The 15,693-nt window shown below is 45.4% G+C and carries 13 protein-coding genes and 2 pseudogenes; 7 read left to right on the top strand and 8 right to left on the bottom strand.

Going from position 1 to position 15,693, the window contains the following annotated elements:
* Positions 1 to 202 precede the first annotated feature (202 nt).
* Together L9Q40_RS03200 and L9Q40_RS03205 are read right to left on the bottom strand one after the other, a co-directional pair.
* Complete coding sequence (locus L9Q40_RS03200) at positions 203 to 646, bottom strand: DUF411 domain-containing protein (protein ID WP_025767091.1); 444 nt, start codon at positions 644 to 646, stop codon at positions 203 to 205.
* An 18-nt stretch (positions 647 to 664) separates the two neighbouring features.
* Positions 665 to 1,306 carry a c-type cytochrome gene (locus L9Q40_RS03205; protein WP_025767092.1) on the bottom strand — a complete coding sequence of 214 codons (642 nt, stop codon included), beginning with the start codon at positions 1,304 to 1,306 and terminating at the stop codon, positions 665 to 667.
* Between the two features lie 261 nt (positions 1,307 to 1,567).
* Here L9Q40_RS03205 and L9Q40_RS03210 point away from each other — a divergent pair, with 261 nt between their 5' ends.
* Entirely contained in the window at positions 1,568 to 1,753 is a 186-nt protein-coding gene (locus L9Q40_RS03210) for a hypothetical protein (RefSeq protein ID WP_148299820.1), read from the top strand.
* Between the two features lie 260 nt (positions 1,754 to 2,013).
* Here L9Q40_RS03210 and L9Q40_RS03215 read toward each other — a convergent pair whose 3' ends face one another.
* Positions 2,014 to 2,376 (bottom strand): cupredoxin domain-containing protein, encoded by a 363-nt coding sequence (locus L9Q40_RS03215; RefSeq protein ID WP_025767093.1) that lies wholly within the window; start codon positions 2,374 to 2,376, stop codon positions 2,014 to 2,016.
* Positions 2,377 to 2,390: 14 nt separating this feature from the next.
* Entirely contained in the window at positions 2,391 to 4,115 is a 1,725-nt protein-coding gene (locus L9Q40_RS03220) for a copper-translocating P-type ATPase (RefSeq protein WP_498791993.1), read from the bottom strand.
* 81 nt (positions 4,116 to 4,196) lie between these two features.
* On the opposite strand from L9Q40_RS03220, the pseudogene L9Q40_RS03225 reads away from it, so the two are divergent.
* A pseudogene (locus L9Q40_RS03225) lies at positions 4,197 to 5,230 on the top strand (IS110 family RNA-guided transposase).
* Between the two features lie 169 nt (positions 5,231 to 5,399).
* On the opposite strand, the gene L9Q40_RS03230 reads toward L9Q40_RS03225, so the two are convergent.
* The 4 genes and pseudogenes from L9Q40_RS03230 to L9Q40_RS03245 all read right to left on the bottom strand — a co-directional run bounded on the left by L9Q40_RS03230 (position 5,400) and on the right by L9Q40_RS03245 (position 8,337).
* Positions 5,400 to 5,978, bottom strand: a complete 579-nt coding sequence (locus tag L9Q40_RS03230; protein WP_025767094.1) for a cation transporter — start codon at positions 5,976 to 5,978, stop codon at positions 5,400 to 5,402.
* Positions 5,979 to 6,025: 47 nt separating this feature from the next.
* Entirely contained in the window at positions 6,026 to 6,541 is a 516-nt protein-coding gene (locus L9Q40_RS03235) for a c-type cytochrome (RefSeq protein ID WP_025767095.1), read from the bottom strand.
* A gap of 93 nt (positions 6,542 to 6,634) precedes the next feature.
* Entirely contained in the window at positions 6,635 to 7,051 is a 417-nt protein-coding gene (locus tag L9Q40_RS03240) for a hypothetical protein (RefSeq protein WP_498791995.1), read from the bottom strand.
* 198 nt (positions 7,052 to 7,249) lie between these two features.
* A pseudogene (locus L9Q40_RS03245) lies at positions 7,250 to 8,337 on the bottom strand (IS3 family transposase).
* Positions 8,338 to 8,699: 362 nt separating this feature from the next.
* On the opposite strand from L9Q40_RS03245, the gene L9Q40_RS03250 reads away from it, so the two are divergent.
* The 5 genes from L9Q40_RS03250 to L9Q40_RS03270 all read left to right on the top strand — a co-directional run bounded on the left by L9Q40_RS03250 (position 8,700) and on the right by L9Q40_RS03270 (position 15,668).
* On the top strand, positions 8,700 to 9,077 hold the full coding sequence (locus L9Q40_RS03250) for a DUF3316 domain-containing protein (protein WP_025767097.1): 378 nt from the start codon (positions 8,700 to 8,702) through the stop codon (positions 9,075 to 9,077).
* A 141-nt stretch (positions 9,078 to 9,218) separates the two neighbouring features.
* A complete protein-coding gene (locus L9Q40_RS03255) occupies positions 9,219 to 9,614 on the top strand; it encodes a hypothetical protein (RefSeq protein WP_498791997.1) in 396 nt (131 codons plus the stop codon).
* An 82-nt stretch (positions 9,615 to 9,696) separates the two neighbouring features.
* The gene (locus L9Q40_RS03260) at positions 9,697 to 11,061 is read left to right on the top strand and encodes a TolC family protein (RefSeq protein WP_025767098.1); all 1,365 of its coding nucleotides are present in this window, start codon (positions 9,697 to 9,699) and stop codon (positions 11,059 to 11,061) included.
* 15 nt (positions 11,062 to 11,076) lie between these two features.
* Positions 11,077 to 12,552: an efflux RND transporter periplasmic adaptor subunit gene (locus L9Q40_RS03265; RefSeq protein ID WP_025767099.1), complete on the top strand. Its 1,476-nt coding sequence runs from the start codon at positions 11,077 to 11,079 to the stop codon at positions 12,550 to 12,552.
* Entirely contained in the window at positions 12,549 to 15,668 is a 3,120-nt protein-coding gene (locus L9Q40_RS03270; protein ID WP_025767100.1) for an efflux RND transporter permease subunit, read from the top strand. Before L9Q40_RS03265 ends, L9Q40_RS03270 begins: the two co-directional genes overlap by 4 nt.
* Positions 15,669 to 15,693: the final 25 nt, after the last annotated feature.

The following is a 15,693-nucleotide window of genomic DNA, read 5'->3' on the forward strand; positions in this document are numbered from 1 at the left end:
CCGGATTGTTGCCTGATAAAGAATTGAACACTAGCCAAAGAAATAAGCTAACGCTAAGATCAAGACTAACAACACACCTATCCCTTTAAGCATAGAACCCATTTCGTTATTGTTGGGGCCTCCTGCAGGAGGTCGATTACAGCAACTCATAATATATTCTCCATGTTATAAGCCAATACCAAAATTCTTAGGCAGTGGCAGGTTAGTCATATTTTTTATACAGGCTTGGTTTACCATTTTTATCGAAAGCGACAACGTTGAAGTTTTTATATGCTTCTCCATCACGAGCCATACCTGGGGAATAACGAGGCATTCCTGGTACTGCTATGCCTGATATATTTGCCGGACGTTCTTTTAGAAGACGGGCTACCTCTGCCTCTGGCACATGACCTTCAATCATATAGCCATCAATAATCGCGGTATGGCATGAGCTAAGCTGTTTAGGCATATTGAAAGGCGCTTTCACTGAATCCCAGTTGTGTTGTTTGTGAACGTTGACTTGATAGCCTTCTTTCTCCATTGTGGCCGCCCATTGACTGCAACAACCACAAGTTGGTGATTTATAAAGTTCCACGACTGGATTAGCGAAGGCATTTACACTAAACACAAGTGCTGAAATTGCGGTAATGTTAAGATACTTTTTCATCAAATTTCCCTTAATTTTTTAGAACATGACATGCATGTCAAGAACATGCTGTTTGTACTTCAATCTGTAATCACCGGCATTTGCGGTCCATGAGTAGGATTTGGTCTCATAAGGTTCAATTGACAATGCACGGCCAGATCCAATCGGCTTCAACGTCAAATCCAGGGTTTCAAAGGTTTTGTTTAAAATAACCAGTTGATTAGTATTGCTTTTGTCGACGTTTACTTCGGTGTATGAAACGTCACCATCTATAGTCCATTCTATGAGCTGTAGATTACCTAAGGCTTTCAGATATCCCGCCAACAGATACTTTTCTCCATCGCTAAGCGCATTATTCAGGAGCTGCATTGTCGGTTCATTTTTGAGCGCATCATTTATCTGGCTTAATGAGTGGTCTCGTATATTGCCTCCCACGTTACCACCCCCTTGTGCAAACAAACCATGGCAGGCGCTGCAGCCATAACCACCAATGGTACGAAAAAGCGTTTCTGCTTGTTTAAATTTGGCGGAATCCAATGTTAATGCCGGAACATCTTGGTTTGCCTCTTCTACACTCATTTGTTCCTTGGTGTGATTCGTACCTTCATGGGCAAATGCTGTCAGTGCATGAGAACCTAATAGAAAGGCAGAAAAACAGACTAAAAATCTTCTGGTATTCATGAAGTTACCTTCTCGCGCTTATAAGCACGGCTACTAAGTGTTCGTTAAACTAATGACGTGGTTGAGCAGGTTATATTGACAAGCGCCATTTAGAATGAGCTTGTGAATGTAACGATGGACAGAGCGATAGCCCTTGAAGGGTTTAGACTATTGGAGGTCGGTATAACGAACGAGTAACCGAGTTGGCATACTCGACAGTGTCCGCAAGGAAAGGTATCAAACGAGAGGTTTGATGATGACTAACGATAACTTGTGATATGAGTGGATAACTGGCCGTACAGCTTGCGGGACAGCATTGATGCGCAGAAACATCGCTATTTGCTGTGTTATGGCAGTCAGTTTTTACAGCGAGAGTCTCATGTTGTGATGATGAACAATCAATGTGTGCATCATGTGATAGAGAGAGTGACGGCTGCGCACCAGCCTGATTTAGAACTGGTGAATTAAGAGATGCATTAACAGGCATACTGGAGAGCACTAAAGCAACCAGTGTTAGCCCCGTCAACCAAATTGTGTGCAGCGATTTTAGCATCACAACCTCTCAATTACCGATACAATATCGATTTACAAAACTCACTTAAAAATATAAACCCTTCCCCTAGGGAAAGGTCAATAGGATCGAATAAAAGACCATACTAATACTGAGACTTTATGGCATGTATATCCAGCCCTATTCTTCTTATCAGTCTTTGGTCAGCGCCGACACCTCATTTTTTATCAATAATAACTAACGTACCACGGTACATTTGCATTTGGCAGGTAAAGCTATACTCTCCAGGTTCTCCGGGAGGCAAATAAACATCTTTATTTTTGTTCAGTGGCAGCTCTTCACTAATATCGAAGTCGGCAAACACCACGGTCGCAGCGCAAGGTGAAGCATCTTTGCGCAGAAACCGTAATGTTATAGGCTTACCTGCCTCTACTCGTACACGTGATGGCTCATAGGTACCGTTTTCAACTTTTATCGAGATCACTCCTTCATCTGCCGTCACCTCTTTTGCTTTATACAGCCAAAACCACCAGACAATTAAACCTATTAACAGCAGCCCGAGTAGATTAATTATTATCATGTCATTCCCTCCCGTTAATGTTCTTTTGCCTTGAACAACCGTAATCGGTTTGCATTACTCACTACGGTTAATGATGAGAATGCCATTGCCGCGCCAGCGATTACAGGATTTAACAGCACCCCGAAGAACGGATAAAACAGTCCGGCAGCAAACGGAACACCAGCGACGTTATAAATAAACGCTCCGAATAAGTTCTGTTTTATATTACGCAACGTTGCTTTACTTACCGCTATAGCATCCGCAAGACCGTGTAAGGAGCCTCGCATCAATGTGATATCAGCACTTTCTATGGCCACATCGGTTCCTGTACCGATGGCAAAGCCAACATTGGCCAAGGCCAGAGCAGGAGCATCATTGATACCGTCACCGGTCATGCCAACAATTTCTCCCTCCGTTTGTAGCTCTGCAACTTTATTCGATTTATCTTCTGGCAAGACTTCTGCGAAAAACTCCTTAATTCCCACTTTTTCGGCCACGGCTTTAGCTGTTGCCCTATTGTCGCCGGTGAGCATCACGACCCGGATACCATTGTTCTGCAATCGCTTGATTGCACTGATGGAGTCTTCCTTGATCGGATCGGATACGGCAATGATTGCAGCCAGCTTACCATCGACAGCAAGATAAATAGGAGTCTGCGCTTCTTTGGCCATTAGCTGAGCCGTTTCGATATGTGGTTCAATATCAATTGACTGATCGCGCATCAGCTTTTCGTTACCAAAAAACAACCGATGTCCACGGACGACGCCTTCTACTCCATGTCCGGCTATCGCCTGAAATTTCTCAGCTTGTTCAGGAACCAAGTCCCGATCTTTGGCTGATTCAACAATCGACAACGCCAATGGGTGTTCGGAACCTGCCTCAAGGCTGGCAGCCAGTTGCAATACTTCATTTTCATCAGAGGCTTCTGCCAGATAGATACGGGTCACTTTAGGCGACCCCAACGTTATCGTGCCGGTTTTATCAAGGATCATGGCGGTTATTTTTGACGATGTCTGTAAAGCCTCACCATTTCGGATCAATACTCCGGCTTCTGCGGCTTTACCGACCCCAACCATAACAGACATAGGTGTAGCCAAACCCAGAGCACAAGGACAGGCAATAATTAACACAGAGGTAGCAGATACTGTAGCAAAAGCGACTGCGGGGGCTGGGCCAAAGTTGAGCCACATAAGGGAACTGACGATGGCAATAATCATCACTACGGGAACAAAGTAAGCAGAGATGACGTCAGCAAGGCGTCCAATAGGTGGTTTTGAGTTTTGTGCCCGTTTCACCATGTTTATAATTTGAGCCAACGCAGTATCTTTACCAACCCTAGTTGCTTCAAATAAGATTGACCCACTTTTATTCATCGTTCCTGCGACCACCTTATCACCAGTGGCCTTCTCGACCGGCATAGGTTCGCCTGTCAGCATCGATTCATCTATGCTGGTGTGGCCCTCTAGTACCTCCCCGTCCACTGGAACCTTTTCTCCCGGCCTGACTCTGACGTTATCACCAAGCAGTACTTCCTCAATGGCAATATCAACATCTTTACCATCTCGAATTACCCGAGCCGTCTTTGCCTGTAAGCCAATTAACCGCTTAATCGCTTCTGATGTTCGCCCCCGAGCTTTTATCTCTAGGGCTAAACCAAGGTCAATTAAGCCAATAATCATAGCGGAAGCTTCGAAATAGACATGGCGTGCCATTTCCGGTACAAAATTTGGGAAAAAACCACGACCATGGAATAAAGCCATGCCGTTCCAGATGTATGGACTCCCTCTCCCAGAGGAGGTACGGTCTTAATCCGACAAAAGATTAGCCAAAGGAGTCCATACATGAAAGATACTAATATATTGGCTATTGATTTAGCAAAGAATGTTTTTCAAGTCTGCAAACGAGATCCAAAAGGTAAAGTCATCTTCAACCGAGAGCTTAGCCGAGCAAAGCTAAAAGAACTGCTTGCTAAGCAACCACGATCAGTGGTGGCGATGGAAGCTTGTAGTAGTGCGCAATATTGGGCCAGGCTAGCACGTGCTTTTGGTCACGAAGTCAAAATCATTTCCGCAAGAACCGTTAAGCCTTTTCAAACTAAGCAAAAAACGGATCGTAATGATGCTTTAGCTATCGCAATCGCCGCTTCTCAGGAACATATTCATGGTGCTCGCGTGCAATCTGCCGAAGAGCAGGCCCTGCAATCATTGGAGCGAGCTCGTCATTTAGCTCAGACACATCAAATAGCTCAGAGCAATCAAATCAGGGGCTTACTTGCAGAGTTTGGTATTATCGTGCCACCAAGCTTATCCCAGCTTCGCAAGCACATTCCTTTTATTCTGGAAGACGCTGAAAATGGATTGCCTAGCGCTTTTCGTGAAACACTGAATTATCTGTGGCAGCACTTATTGCTGCAAATCGAACATATTGACACTTTGGAACAACAGCTCGAAAAAGCGGTAAAGCACGACACGACCTGTCAAAAATTGATGAAGTTAGAAGGTGTCGGCCCATCGGTGCTTTAGGGCTGGCGGTGCGTTTAGGTCAGGGTGAGAATTTTACCACTGGCCGTGAAGCATCAGCAAATATAGGGCTAACGCCAAAGCAGCACAGTTCAGGTGGTAAAGAACGTATTGGGCATATCTCAAAACGTAATGCGGACAAGCGACTTCGTTCTACTCTTTTTCAAGGAGCGCTTTCTGTTATCACTCAAGTGACCAAACGTCCAGCCAGAACAAGCAAAGAGCGTTGGCTACAAGCTTTAGTCGAGAGAAGAGGCAAAAAAATCGCAGCGGTTGCTTTAGCAAATAAAACGGTGAGAACCGCCTATGCGATATTAAAGAATGGCACGGAATATCAGCCAATCTTATTGGCTTGATATTCCATGTTTAATCAGCAAAGAGCGATGTAAAACAGGTAAGACCGACCAGTAGAAGCAAGTTAGGTTCTAAGGCACTTTTGATGCCGCCTTCTAGAGTTTGCCTATTGGTGCGAGTACATTTTAGGGCGAGGTAGCTCCTCAATAAAGCCCGTATATAAGCACGCATCTATACTTGTTTAAAACAGTTTTTTGTTGATTTACTTAGGGAGTCCATATAAGTACCTAGTGCAATGAGGGTATCCATATTAGCGCTATGGTTGACAAAAGACTTCCATGCACCAATGTAAAAATGCTTACCCGAGAAATACATTACGCCTAAAGTCAGCAATCCGACGACAAACCATGCAATTCGCTCTGTGGTTGTTGTGACTGTCATTTCACCGACAACAATACTGTAGAGCATTAAAGGAATACCAATTGACAAGGCGACTGTCATTTCTCGTATCAAGCGCTTGTAGTATGCCCAGTCTGCTTGCTCTTTGTCGTCAAGCAACTCTTCATCGCTTGCTTCTTCGCCACTTCTGGCGTTATACCCCGCACGCTCAACCGCTTTTATCAACATCTCAGGAGAGGCGCTTCCCGTTACTGTCACGGTACGTAAAGCAAAGTTCATTGTGGCATTGTCTACGCCATCAACCTCCAATAAAGCTTGCTCTATCTTTCGGGTACAACTGGCGCAGGTCGCCCCATCGATAATTAGCTCACACGTTACGCCATGCTCATTATGGATATGAGAATTGTTCACTTGAACCTCCTCTGCTTATTGAGGCTTGATACAACCCACTAGAAAGGTTAGTGATCCTGCGCCTCTGTCCCCGAAGTACCTTCGGCCAAATAATTGACTAAATCATCTAGATCCTGTTCACTCATCATCCAACGCGGCATTGTCGAATCCAGATGCTCTCCGGACGGGTTGACACCGAAGATGATCACCTGTTTAAGACTTTCTTTGTTGTATGCCGGATGATCGCCATGTCCATCACTATGTTCGCCAAACAAAACCTCGGCTTTCAATGAAGGAGCCTTCTGCCAGAAAGACGGATACATCCGCCGACCACCTTCGCGTTGCTCGCCATGGCAGTCGGCACAAGCAGTAAAATGCATCCGAGCGCGCATATTCCCTCCTTGATAAGCAATCATGCTTCCGGTTTGACTTCTTCCGGTGAAATAGATCTGTTCACCGTTTGTAGGGTATGTGCGGCTCTTATCTACTGTGGAATACATGTGGCTAACCGACATATCACAACCGACTAATACAAGGGTGGTAAGAAGCCATCCCCACCGTAGTTGCCTTATTTGTATTTTCATGCCTAATCAACCTTTATGAAGAGCTAAAAATTACGACACAATAGGTTCCGTTACCGTAAAAATAGCCCAGTCAGGATCAGATTGGAGATAACTTTATTCGTGACCATGACTCTGCTGTTGATGGATTTCATCCGACTCCAGCATTTGTTCCATCATCATATTCATCATGCCCATCCTCTGTTCCATCATATTCATGCGTTCATCGACCTTCATTTGATCATGCTGTGCGCTCGTATCTCCCATCATCATATGCATACCTTCCTGCATACTATTGTGGTGTTCTCGTAGTAATTGCTTACGCTTTTCAGGGTCACTTTCTTGCTTAATACTTGCCATTAGCGATTGCATTTCGTGCATATGATTGTGCATCACATCCATTTGATCGCCACTCATCATTCCCATCGCCATTCCACCTTGTTGCGCACCGTGGTTTTCCTGATGCGCACTGGCAACAATAGGTGTCGATGCCAACACGGCCGAGACTGCAATGGTAGTAATCAACGTTTTCATACGATTCTCCTTAAATAATTTTTGTCTGAAAAATCTAAAGCTGTTTAGGAAACCAACCGGGAGTAAGCTTCATGTACTGAAGATATTCATCACCGAATTCTTGTATTGAGTATTTCTCTTCGCGATTAGCAAGACGTACATAGAAGTGGACCCCGATGGTTGGACACATAAGCTAATTTCTTAAGTGGTTGATCTTGCTCATGCAGCGTATCTTTGCCTGCCGAAGTAGGCTTCATCAGGAGTGAGGTCATTGGGTCCTTGATGATTACGCTCTTCATTATAAAACACCATGTAGAGACCGATTTCAAGTTCTGCCTCTCGGGGTGTGGTGTAAGCTTTTAAATAAACCTCCTCATATTTTAGGCTTCGCCATAGTCGTTCGATAAAGACATTATCAACCCAGCGACCTTTCCATCCATGCTGATCCGTTCCGTGGTCAAGTAACTTCTCCTTGAAGTCAGAACTGGTGAACTGGCTACCCTCATCGGAGTTAAAGATATCAGGTGGCCCGTAGTGTTGAAGCGCGTCTTCAAGAGCTTCAATGCAAAAGCTTGTATCCATGGTGTTCGAAGCGCCAAGACAACACTTTACGGCTATACCAGTCGATAATGGCGACTAGGTACAGGAACCCTTTAGGCATTGGGATGTATGTGATATCAATAGCCCAAGCTTGGTTCGGGTAAGTGGCTTCAATATCACACAACAGGTAGGGGTAAACCTTGTGAGCTTTGCTTGGGATAAATCGCTCCAATGCCCATATCTAGTATGATCCGAACAATACGCTTGCGATTAACGTTGTGGCCCTTTTTAGCCAGCTCGGTTCGAATAGGCCTACTGCCCATGAACGGATATTGAAGGTGGATCTCGTCAATCATACGACGTAATTCAATCTCTTCAACAGAGAGTCCGACAGGCTGATAATAAGCCGTAGAGCGAGCAACATTGAGAAGCTCGCACTGACGCTTTATTGGTAACTGGGTGGATTTATCCAGCGAACTCTTTCGCTGTGCTCGGTCTAGCGACCGAGCACTTTGGCCAAAAAATCATTTTCCATAGTCAATTGACCGATCTTGGCGTGGAGTTTGTCCACTTCTTCGGAGCTGTCCTTGCCCGACTGACTTTTAGAGGCAAAAATCATGACAGCATTTTCAAGCAACTCTTTCTTCCATGTTGAGATTTGGTTAGGGTGCAGGTTGTACTTCTGCGCTAACTCAGCGACAGTTTTATCACCTTTGGCGGCAGCAAGCTTTGAATTCAGGAGAGTGGTTTCTACGTTTTCTAGTCATAATCTGTTCCAGTATTGTTGGGTAGTATCAAAACAGATCAATCACTTAAAGTCATGTCCGAAAATTGGGGATCACAAAATTGGGGACCACTTCTCTGGCACGCCATTGGACAAAACCAATTTAGGGTTTCTACTTAATTTAGTTAAATACGAATTACTTTACGTAGGGGAAACTCCTTTTTCTCTGCCAAATCACTAATGTAAAACGCCTTCCTTCATTGATTGAATACACTTTTATATAAGCCAATTACTGGTTTACAAATCTACGCTTTATGACAAAAAAGTCATTTCTCAGAAAGAATAATGTCAGCATTGGTGTTTAAGAATGTCAGTGCTGAAAATCATAACTCTGAGGACAAAAACATGAACACAATCAAAACCGCTCTTCTTGTTTCTATAATGACACTTACGGCTGTACCTGTATTCGCACAGCCGTTGTACATCGGTGGTAACTACATCAGCCGCGAAGTCATGAAAACTGTCGCTGTTGCTCCGACGTCAACGTCAGATGAAGCCTATCAACTAGCATTATCTGAGCTGCATCTTCTAAAAGCTATGTCCGCACAAGAACTAAATAATGAACTCCTCATTCTAACTTTCAATGTGAATTCAAACAGCACACATTTAGAGAATGCCGGCTTCGTAACAGTACAAGAGCGAATGAATGAAAATGGTGAGCTGGAATACGTGGGTAAGGTTAATGTTAAAGTACATTATGTAGAGCGTGACAATAATCGATAGCAATAAATATTTTGTTGTATTACTTAAAGCCAATAAGTAGAATCGCGTTTTAGTTTGCAGTAATTTAAATCGATTTTATTGGGACATATATAGGATCGTATCGATCTACTTAATACTATCATTCAAAAATAGATATAGAGTATGCGCTTAAATTTCATTCCGACAACTTGGACCACTCTCTGGACATTAGCAGCTTTGCTTGTGTCTGGATTTGCATCAGGTTCAACAGTGATGAACAGCGCAAATTCGCACGACTTACAACAAATGGTTTCCTTAATGAGTTGTCAGGCACAACAGATGTCATCTCATCATCAAACTCTTGAGGAAAAAGACACTGTAAGCACTAAAGGGCACTGTGAAGTCGTCTCTGATACAGCCCAAAGCTGCTGTGACACTACCTGCGTAGCCTCTGTGGCGACTCTGACCATACCTCATGTTTTAATCACTGTAAGTACCTCACTCGCTCTGGTCACATCACCAACCTCTGGTGATGTTATCCGTAAGACGCAAAGCCTCTATCGACCTCCGATAGCATAAATCCATCTTAAACATTTAGGTTCCGTAAATTCGTACGGAAAAGCTCTCGTGCGCGTCACGCGCTCTGTGATGGATTAAAAAAGTGAAATTTAAACAATGTCTTTTGGCGCTGTCTATCAGCGCAGTGGCATGGACGACTGCGTCTGTATACGCTGGTGAGCAAAAACCAGGTAACGCAGAGTCTATGGCCGCCAATCAACTGTCTCAAATTATCGCGACAGCACTGACGAATGACGATTCTCGCCGTCAATTTTATGCACAGGCACAAGCTGTACGAGCAACAGGTACAGCCAGTTCTACCCAGCAAGATCCAAAGCTCAAATTTGGGGTATCCGGCCTGCCGGTAGACAATTTCGCATTCGATGAAGATGCGATGACCAATATCTCTGCTGGTATCTCACAGCAATTTGGCCGTGGGGATACGCTTGAGTTAAACAGCGTTAAAGCCAACCAGCAAGCCAGTGGAATCGAATTAAAAGTGACCGCCAGAGAACTGGAAATTATCAATTCGATCACAAAAGTCTGGCTGGAATTGGGTTATCAACAGGTAGCGCATAATATCCTGTTTGAAAACAAACAACTACTGGAAGAGCTGGAAGCTTTCATTCAAACCAATTACGCCATAGGTAAAAGTGAAGCTCAGGATCTAATTAACGCCCAGCTTCAGGTCACTAAACTTGATGAGAAACTTCAGGCTAATGCACAGACACAACAAAGACTGACTGCTCAGTTATCCGAGTGGCTTGGATCTGATTGGTTACTCAGTGCAAATCAGTTACAGGCTTCGAATACTCTGGACTGGTCAGCTTTGCAGACGTTGGAAAACACCACGAGTAACGGCAACTATTACTCGCGACTTAACCAATACCCAATGGTTCGTATGGTTGATGCTACCATTGAAGCTAGCCGCACTCAGGTCGATATTGCAAAAGAGTCCTACACACCGCAATTTGGTGTGGAAATGTCGTATGGCTATCGTCAGGCCAACAACATGAAAGGAGAACCGGCATCGGATGTGGTCAGCGCCTTTATCACTATGGACGTTCCTCTATTCACAGGAAACCGTCAGGACCAAAACTTAGCCGCAGCTCAATATGAGGTTGGAGCTGCACAATCTCAAAAAGATACCTTGCTCAAACAGCTCAATGCGAAGGTCAACTCGTTATTTGTTGATCAAAACAACCTGTCACAACGCATTGAACGTTTTGAATCAACACTGATACCTCAGGCTATTTCTCAGGTAAAAGCCACCGAACGCGGTTACCAGAACAACACCGCACAATTCAATGATGTGATCCTCGCCACCCGAGACGAGCTCGCTCTAAAACTCGAATATCAACGCCTTATCACCGATTTAAATCTGACGAATAACAATCTGTCAGCGCTACTCAATAGCTATCAATATCAGGTGGATACGCCACAACTCGCTACATCGTCAGAGCAGTAATAACGAGGTCAACTAATGAAAACTATTCACGTAACAACCATTGCGCTCATTCTTGGCGCGACACTGGGCTTTGGTGCTCAAACGATATTAACGCATTCGGCTTCAGGTAATGAGACAACCAGCAATACCGCAAGTAATGCTAAAGCCAGCAATGAGCCCCTTTACTGGGTCGCACCCATGGACCCAAGTTACAAACGCGATAAGCCGGGCAAATCCCCAATGGGTATGGACCTAATTCCCGTTTATGCCGAAGATGGTGCCGGAGAAAGTAAACCAGGAACGGTTACCATTGATCCTTCCGTTGAAAACAACTTAGGTGTCAAAGTGGTCAAGGCTCAGCTTACCCCGCTGTCACCAAGCATTGATACTGTGGGTTACATTGAGTTCGATGAAAGCCGTTTATGGCAAATCAACGTCCGTGTTTCGGGATGGGTAGAAAAACTTAACGTCAACGCTATCGGCGATAAAGTGAATCAGGGGGATGTACTATTTACTCTTTACTCACCTGAACTGGTTAAGGCGCAGGAAGAACTTCTTAACGCTTACCGTACCGGTCGTAGCGGATTAATCAAAGGCGCAACTGAGCGTCTCATCACATTAGGCGTAGACCGCCCACAAATCCAATCCATCGTAAAACGTGGCAGAGCGTCTCAGTCCATTGACATTAAAGCAAAAGCAGACGGCATCGTTGCCAGCTTAAATGTTCGTGAGGGTGGGTATTTGTCACCCGCTCAAACCGTGATAAGTGCAGGTCCGCTTGATAACGTGTGGGTTGATGCTCAGGTCTTTGAACGTCAGTCACAATGGGTGAAAGCCGGCAGTAAAGCAACAATGACGCTGGATGCACTTCCAGGACAGGAATGGAACGGTGAGATTGACTACGTCTATCCTATCTTAGATCCGCAAACCCGAACTCTCAGACTACGCCTTAAATTCCCCAACCCACAAGGTGAGCTGAAACCTAACATGTTTGCCAAGATCACCTTACAGCCTGTCACCGATGAATCCGTACTGACCATTCCAAAATCAGCCGTCATTCGTTCCGGTGGCATGACGCGCGTTGTACTGTCTGAAGGCGACGGTAAGTTTCGCTCTGCGCGTATCCGTATCGGACGTGAAGCCGGAGATGAGGTCGAAGTTCTTGAAGGGCTAACCGATAAAAGTAACGTCGTTTCCTCCGCCCAATTCCTGTTAGATTCAGAGTCCAGTCAATCCGCTGATCTGTCTCGCATTGATGGTGTCGGTAACAGCAACCAAAGTGTGTGGGTTGAAGCCAACATCACCATGCTGATGAAAGAGTTCGGCATGATTACCCTTCAGCATTTACCTGTAACCGAATGGCACTGGGATGCAGGAGAAATGAATTTCAACGTTGACCCCGACGTTGAGCTATCCGGTCTTCAGGAGGGTGACCAGGTCCGGTTTCTAGTTGAAAAAGATAAGGACAATTATTCATTAAAAGAGATTGAGCATCTGGGAGGCGAGCAATGATCAACACCATTATTCGCTGGTCCCTGAGCAATCGGCTTATCGTGCTACTGGCAACGGTTGCTCTGGTCGCAGCGGGCCTGTTTAGTGTTAAAAATACTCCAGTTGACGCCATTCCGGACCTTTCCGATGTACAGGTTATCATCAAAACCAGCTATCCGGGACAGGCACCACAAGTAGTGGAAGATCAGGTGACTTACCCGCTTACGACAGCGATGCTTGCAGTACCCGGTGCAGAGACCGTTCGTGGCTACTCCTTCTTCGGTGACTCCTATGTTTATATCATTTTTAATGATAAAACCGATATGTACTGGGCTCGCTCCCGGGTGCTGGAATACTTAAGTCAGGTTGCACCTAAGTTACCTGAGAGTGCCAAACCCACACTTGGGCCAGATGCGACTGGTGTCGGTTGGGTGTTCAGTTACGTATTGCAGGATAAAACCGGGCAGCATGACTTAGCGCAGCTACGCAGTTTGCAGGATTGGTTCTTAAAATACGAACTGCAAACTGTCGATGGTGTATCAGAAGTGGCCACCGTTGGCGGTATGGTTAAGCAATATCAAATCCAGATTGACCCAACAAAACTGCGGGCCTATAACCTGACACTTCAACAAGTGAATATGGCCATTAAAAACGGTAACCAGGAGACCGGGGCCTCCGTCATAGAAGTTGCTGAAGCAGAGCATATGGTCCGTACCACCGGTTACCTGACCAGTATTGAGGATATCCAGGCGTTACCACTCAAAGTAACGAAAGAAGGGACACCTCTGATGCTAGGTGATATCGCTGATATCTCAGTGGGTCCGCAAATGCGCCGCGGTATCTCTGAACTCAACGGTGAAGGTGAAGCTGTGGGTGGCGTTATTGTCATGCGCTTTGGCGAGAATGCAAGCAAGGTAATCAGTAATGTCAAAACCAAACTGGAGGAATTGAAACTTAGCTTGCCAGAAGGTGTTGAGATTGTTCCTACTTATGACCGTTCAACGCTCATTAATGCAGCCGTCGATAACCTTTGGAAAAAACTGGCGGAAGAGTTCATTGTTGTGGCAATTGTCTGCGCACTGTTCCTGTTCCACATTCGTTCATCTTTAGTTATCGCGCTAAGCCTGCCTGTCGGGATCCTGTCTGCATTTATCGTTATGCACTGGCAGGGTATCAACGCGAATATCATGTCACTGGGTGGTATTGCCATTGCGATAGGCGCGATGGTGGATGGTGCCATCGTAATGATAGAAAATGTGCACAAGCACATAGAACGAACACCGCTCACCGATAAGAACCGCTGGAAAATCATTGGGGATGCGGCTCAGGAAGTGGGGCCCCCGCTATTTTTCTCGCTACTTATTATCACGTTAAGCTTTGTGCCAGTGTTTGCACTCGAAGGACAGGAAGGCAAGATGTTCTCACCTCTCGCTTTCACTAAATCCTATGCAATGGCCGCATCGGCGGGTCTGGCGGTGACATTAGTGCCGGTATTAATGGGCTATTTTATTCGAGGTAAAATTCTCCCTGAACATAAGAATCCGGTGAACAGAATACTGGTTGGGCTGTATCGTCCGCTGCTTAACATTAGTCTGAATTATCCAAAATCGATGATCGTAATCGCGATTGCCCTGATGGCTTCCGCTTACTATCCAACCAGCAAACTTGGCAGTGAATTCATTCCTCCTCTGGATGAGGGAGATTTAATGTACATGCCAACCACTTTCCCTGGTATTTCCATTGGTAAAGCCCGTGAATTATTGCAACAAATGGATAAGCTGATAAAAACCGTTCCGGAAGTGAAATCTGTGTGGGGTAAAGTTGGCCGTGCTGATACTGCAACTGACCCGGCACCACTGACGATGATCGAAACGGTTATTCAACTGAAACCTCGCGAAGAATGGCGAGAAGGAGTCACAACAGAATCTCTGCGTAAAGAGTTCAATAGTCTAATCCAGTTCCCCGGTGTCACCAATGCCTGGGTAATGCCGATTAAAACTCGTATAGACATGCTCTCTACCGGGATCAAAACGCCTATTGGTATTAAAATTGTCGGTCCGGAGCTAAAAACGATTGAGCGTATTGGCTCTGAGCTTGAACCTATCTTAAATGGTGTCAGAGGTACCGCCTCTGTCTACGCAGAACGTGTTGCCGGTGGGCGCTATGTGACTGTGGATATCAAACGTCGCGCCGCTGCACGCTATGGGTTGAGTATTAAAGATGTTCAGCAAGTAGTATCAACGGCTGTTGGCGGAATGAATGTGGGTGAAACCATTGAAGGGCTTGAGCGTTATCCTATCAATGTTCGATATCCACAAGACTACCGCGACTCTGTCGATAAACTGCAAAACTTAACATTAGTCACTCAAAACGGTGCCCGAATTGCGCTGGCTGATGTCGCAGATGTTCGCTATGAAGACGGTCCTCCTGTGATTAAAACCGAAAATGCCCGCCCGAATGGCTGGGTATTTGTCGACATTGAAGACCGTGATCTGGGCTCTTACGTCAGTGAGGCTCAAAAGCGTGTGGCGGACGAGCTGAAACTCCCATCAGGGTATTCACTTGCCTGGTCTGGTCAGTATGAATATATGGAACGTGCTAAACAGCGCCTCAGCATTGTTATTCCAATTACCCTCACCATTATTACGCTACTGCTGTTTTTCAGCTTTGGTCGTGTGGGAGAAGTACTGATCATAATGACGACACTGCCACTCGCGATGGTTGGCGGGCTGTGGCTGATGTACGCTCTCAATTACAACATGTCTATCGCTGTAGGGGTCGGCTTTATAGCTCTGTCAGGTGTGGCCGTAGAAATTGGGGTGATCATGCTGGTTTACCTGAATCAGGCCTGGCACTTCACCAAGCTTAAAGCTCAGGATAAAAAAGTGCCCTTACTGCCTGATGACCTGAACAACGCCATTCGCGAAGGTGCCGGACTGCGTGTCCGCCCGGTAATGATGACTGTCATCACTGTTATTATTGGCCTTATCCCCATTATGTATGGAGAAGGCGCCGGCTCCCAAATTATGCAGCGCATTGCTGCACCCATGATTGGTGGTATGGCATCTGCCCTGCTACTGACTCTGCTCGTTATCCCAGCAATCTTTAAGTTGTGGAAACAGCATGAAACAAAGTAAATATCAGCTCCAATATTAAGGAATA

The sequence above is a fragment of the Allocatenococcus thiocycli genome (assembly GCF_921292965.1).
In the GTDB taxonomy this organism is placed as follows: Bacteria; Pseudomonadota; Gammaproteobacteria; order Enterobacterales; family Vibrionaceae; genus Vibrio; species Vibrio natriegens.

Bases quoted from the DNA above. Each gene is read 5' to 3' on its own strand.
- L9Q40_RS03200 (WP_025767091.1), bottom strand. From the start codon at position 646: ATGAAAAAGTATCTTAACATTACCGCAATTTCAGCACTTGTGTTTAGT.
- L9Q40_RS03205 (WP_025767092.1), bottom strand. From the start codon at position 1,306: ATGAATACCAGAAGATTTTTAGTCTGTTTTTCTGCCTTTCTATTAGGT.
- L9Q40_RS03215 (WP_025767093.1), bottom strand. From the start codon at position 2,376: ATGATAATAATTAATCTACTCGGGCTGCTGTTAATAGGTTTAATTGTC.
- L9Q40_RS03220 (WP_498791993.1), bottom strand. From the start codon at position 4,115: ATGGCTTTATTCCATGGTCGTGGTTTTTTCCCAAATTTTGTACCGGAA.
- L9Q40_RS03235 (WP_025767095.1), bottom strand. From the start codon at position 6,541: ATGAAAATACAAATAAGGCAACTACGGTGGGGATGGCTTCTTACCACC.
- L9Q40_RS03240 (WP_498791995.1), bottom strand. From the start codon at position 7,051: ATGAAAACGTTGATTACTACCATTGCAGTCTCGGCCGTGTTGGCATCG.
- L9Q40_RS03250 (WP_025767097.1), top strand. From the start codon at position 8,700: ATGAACACAATCAAAACCGCTCTTCTTGTTTCTATAATGACACTTACG.
- L9Q40_RS03255 (WP_498791997.1), top strand. From the start codon at position 9,219: ATGCGCTTAAATTTCATTCCGACAACTTGGACCACTCTCTGGACATTA.
- L9Q40_RS03265 (WP_025767099.1), top strand. From the start codon at position 11,077: ATGAAAACTATTCACGTAACAACCATTGCGCTCATTCTTGGCGCGACA.
- L9Q40_RS03270 (WP_025767100.1), top strand. From the start codon at position 12,549: ATGATCAACACCATTATTCGCTGGTCCCTGAGCAATCGGCTTATCGTG.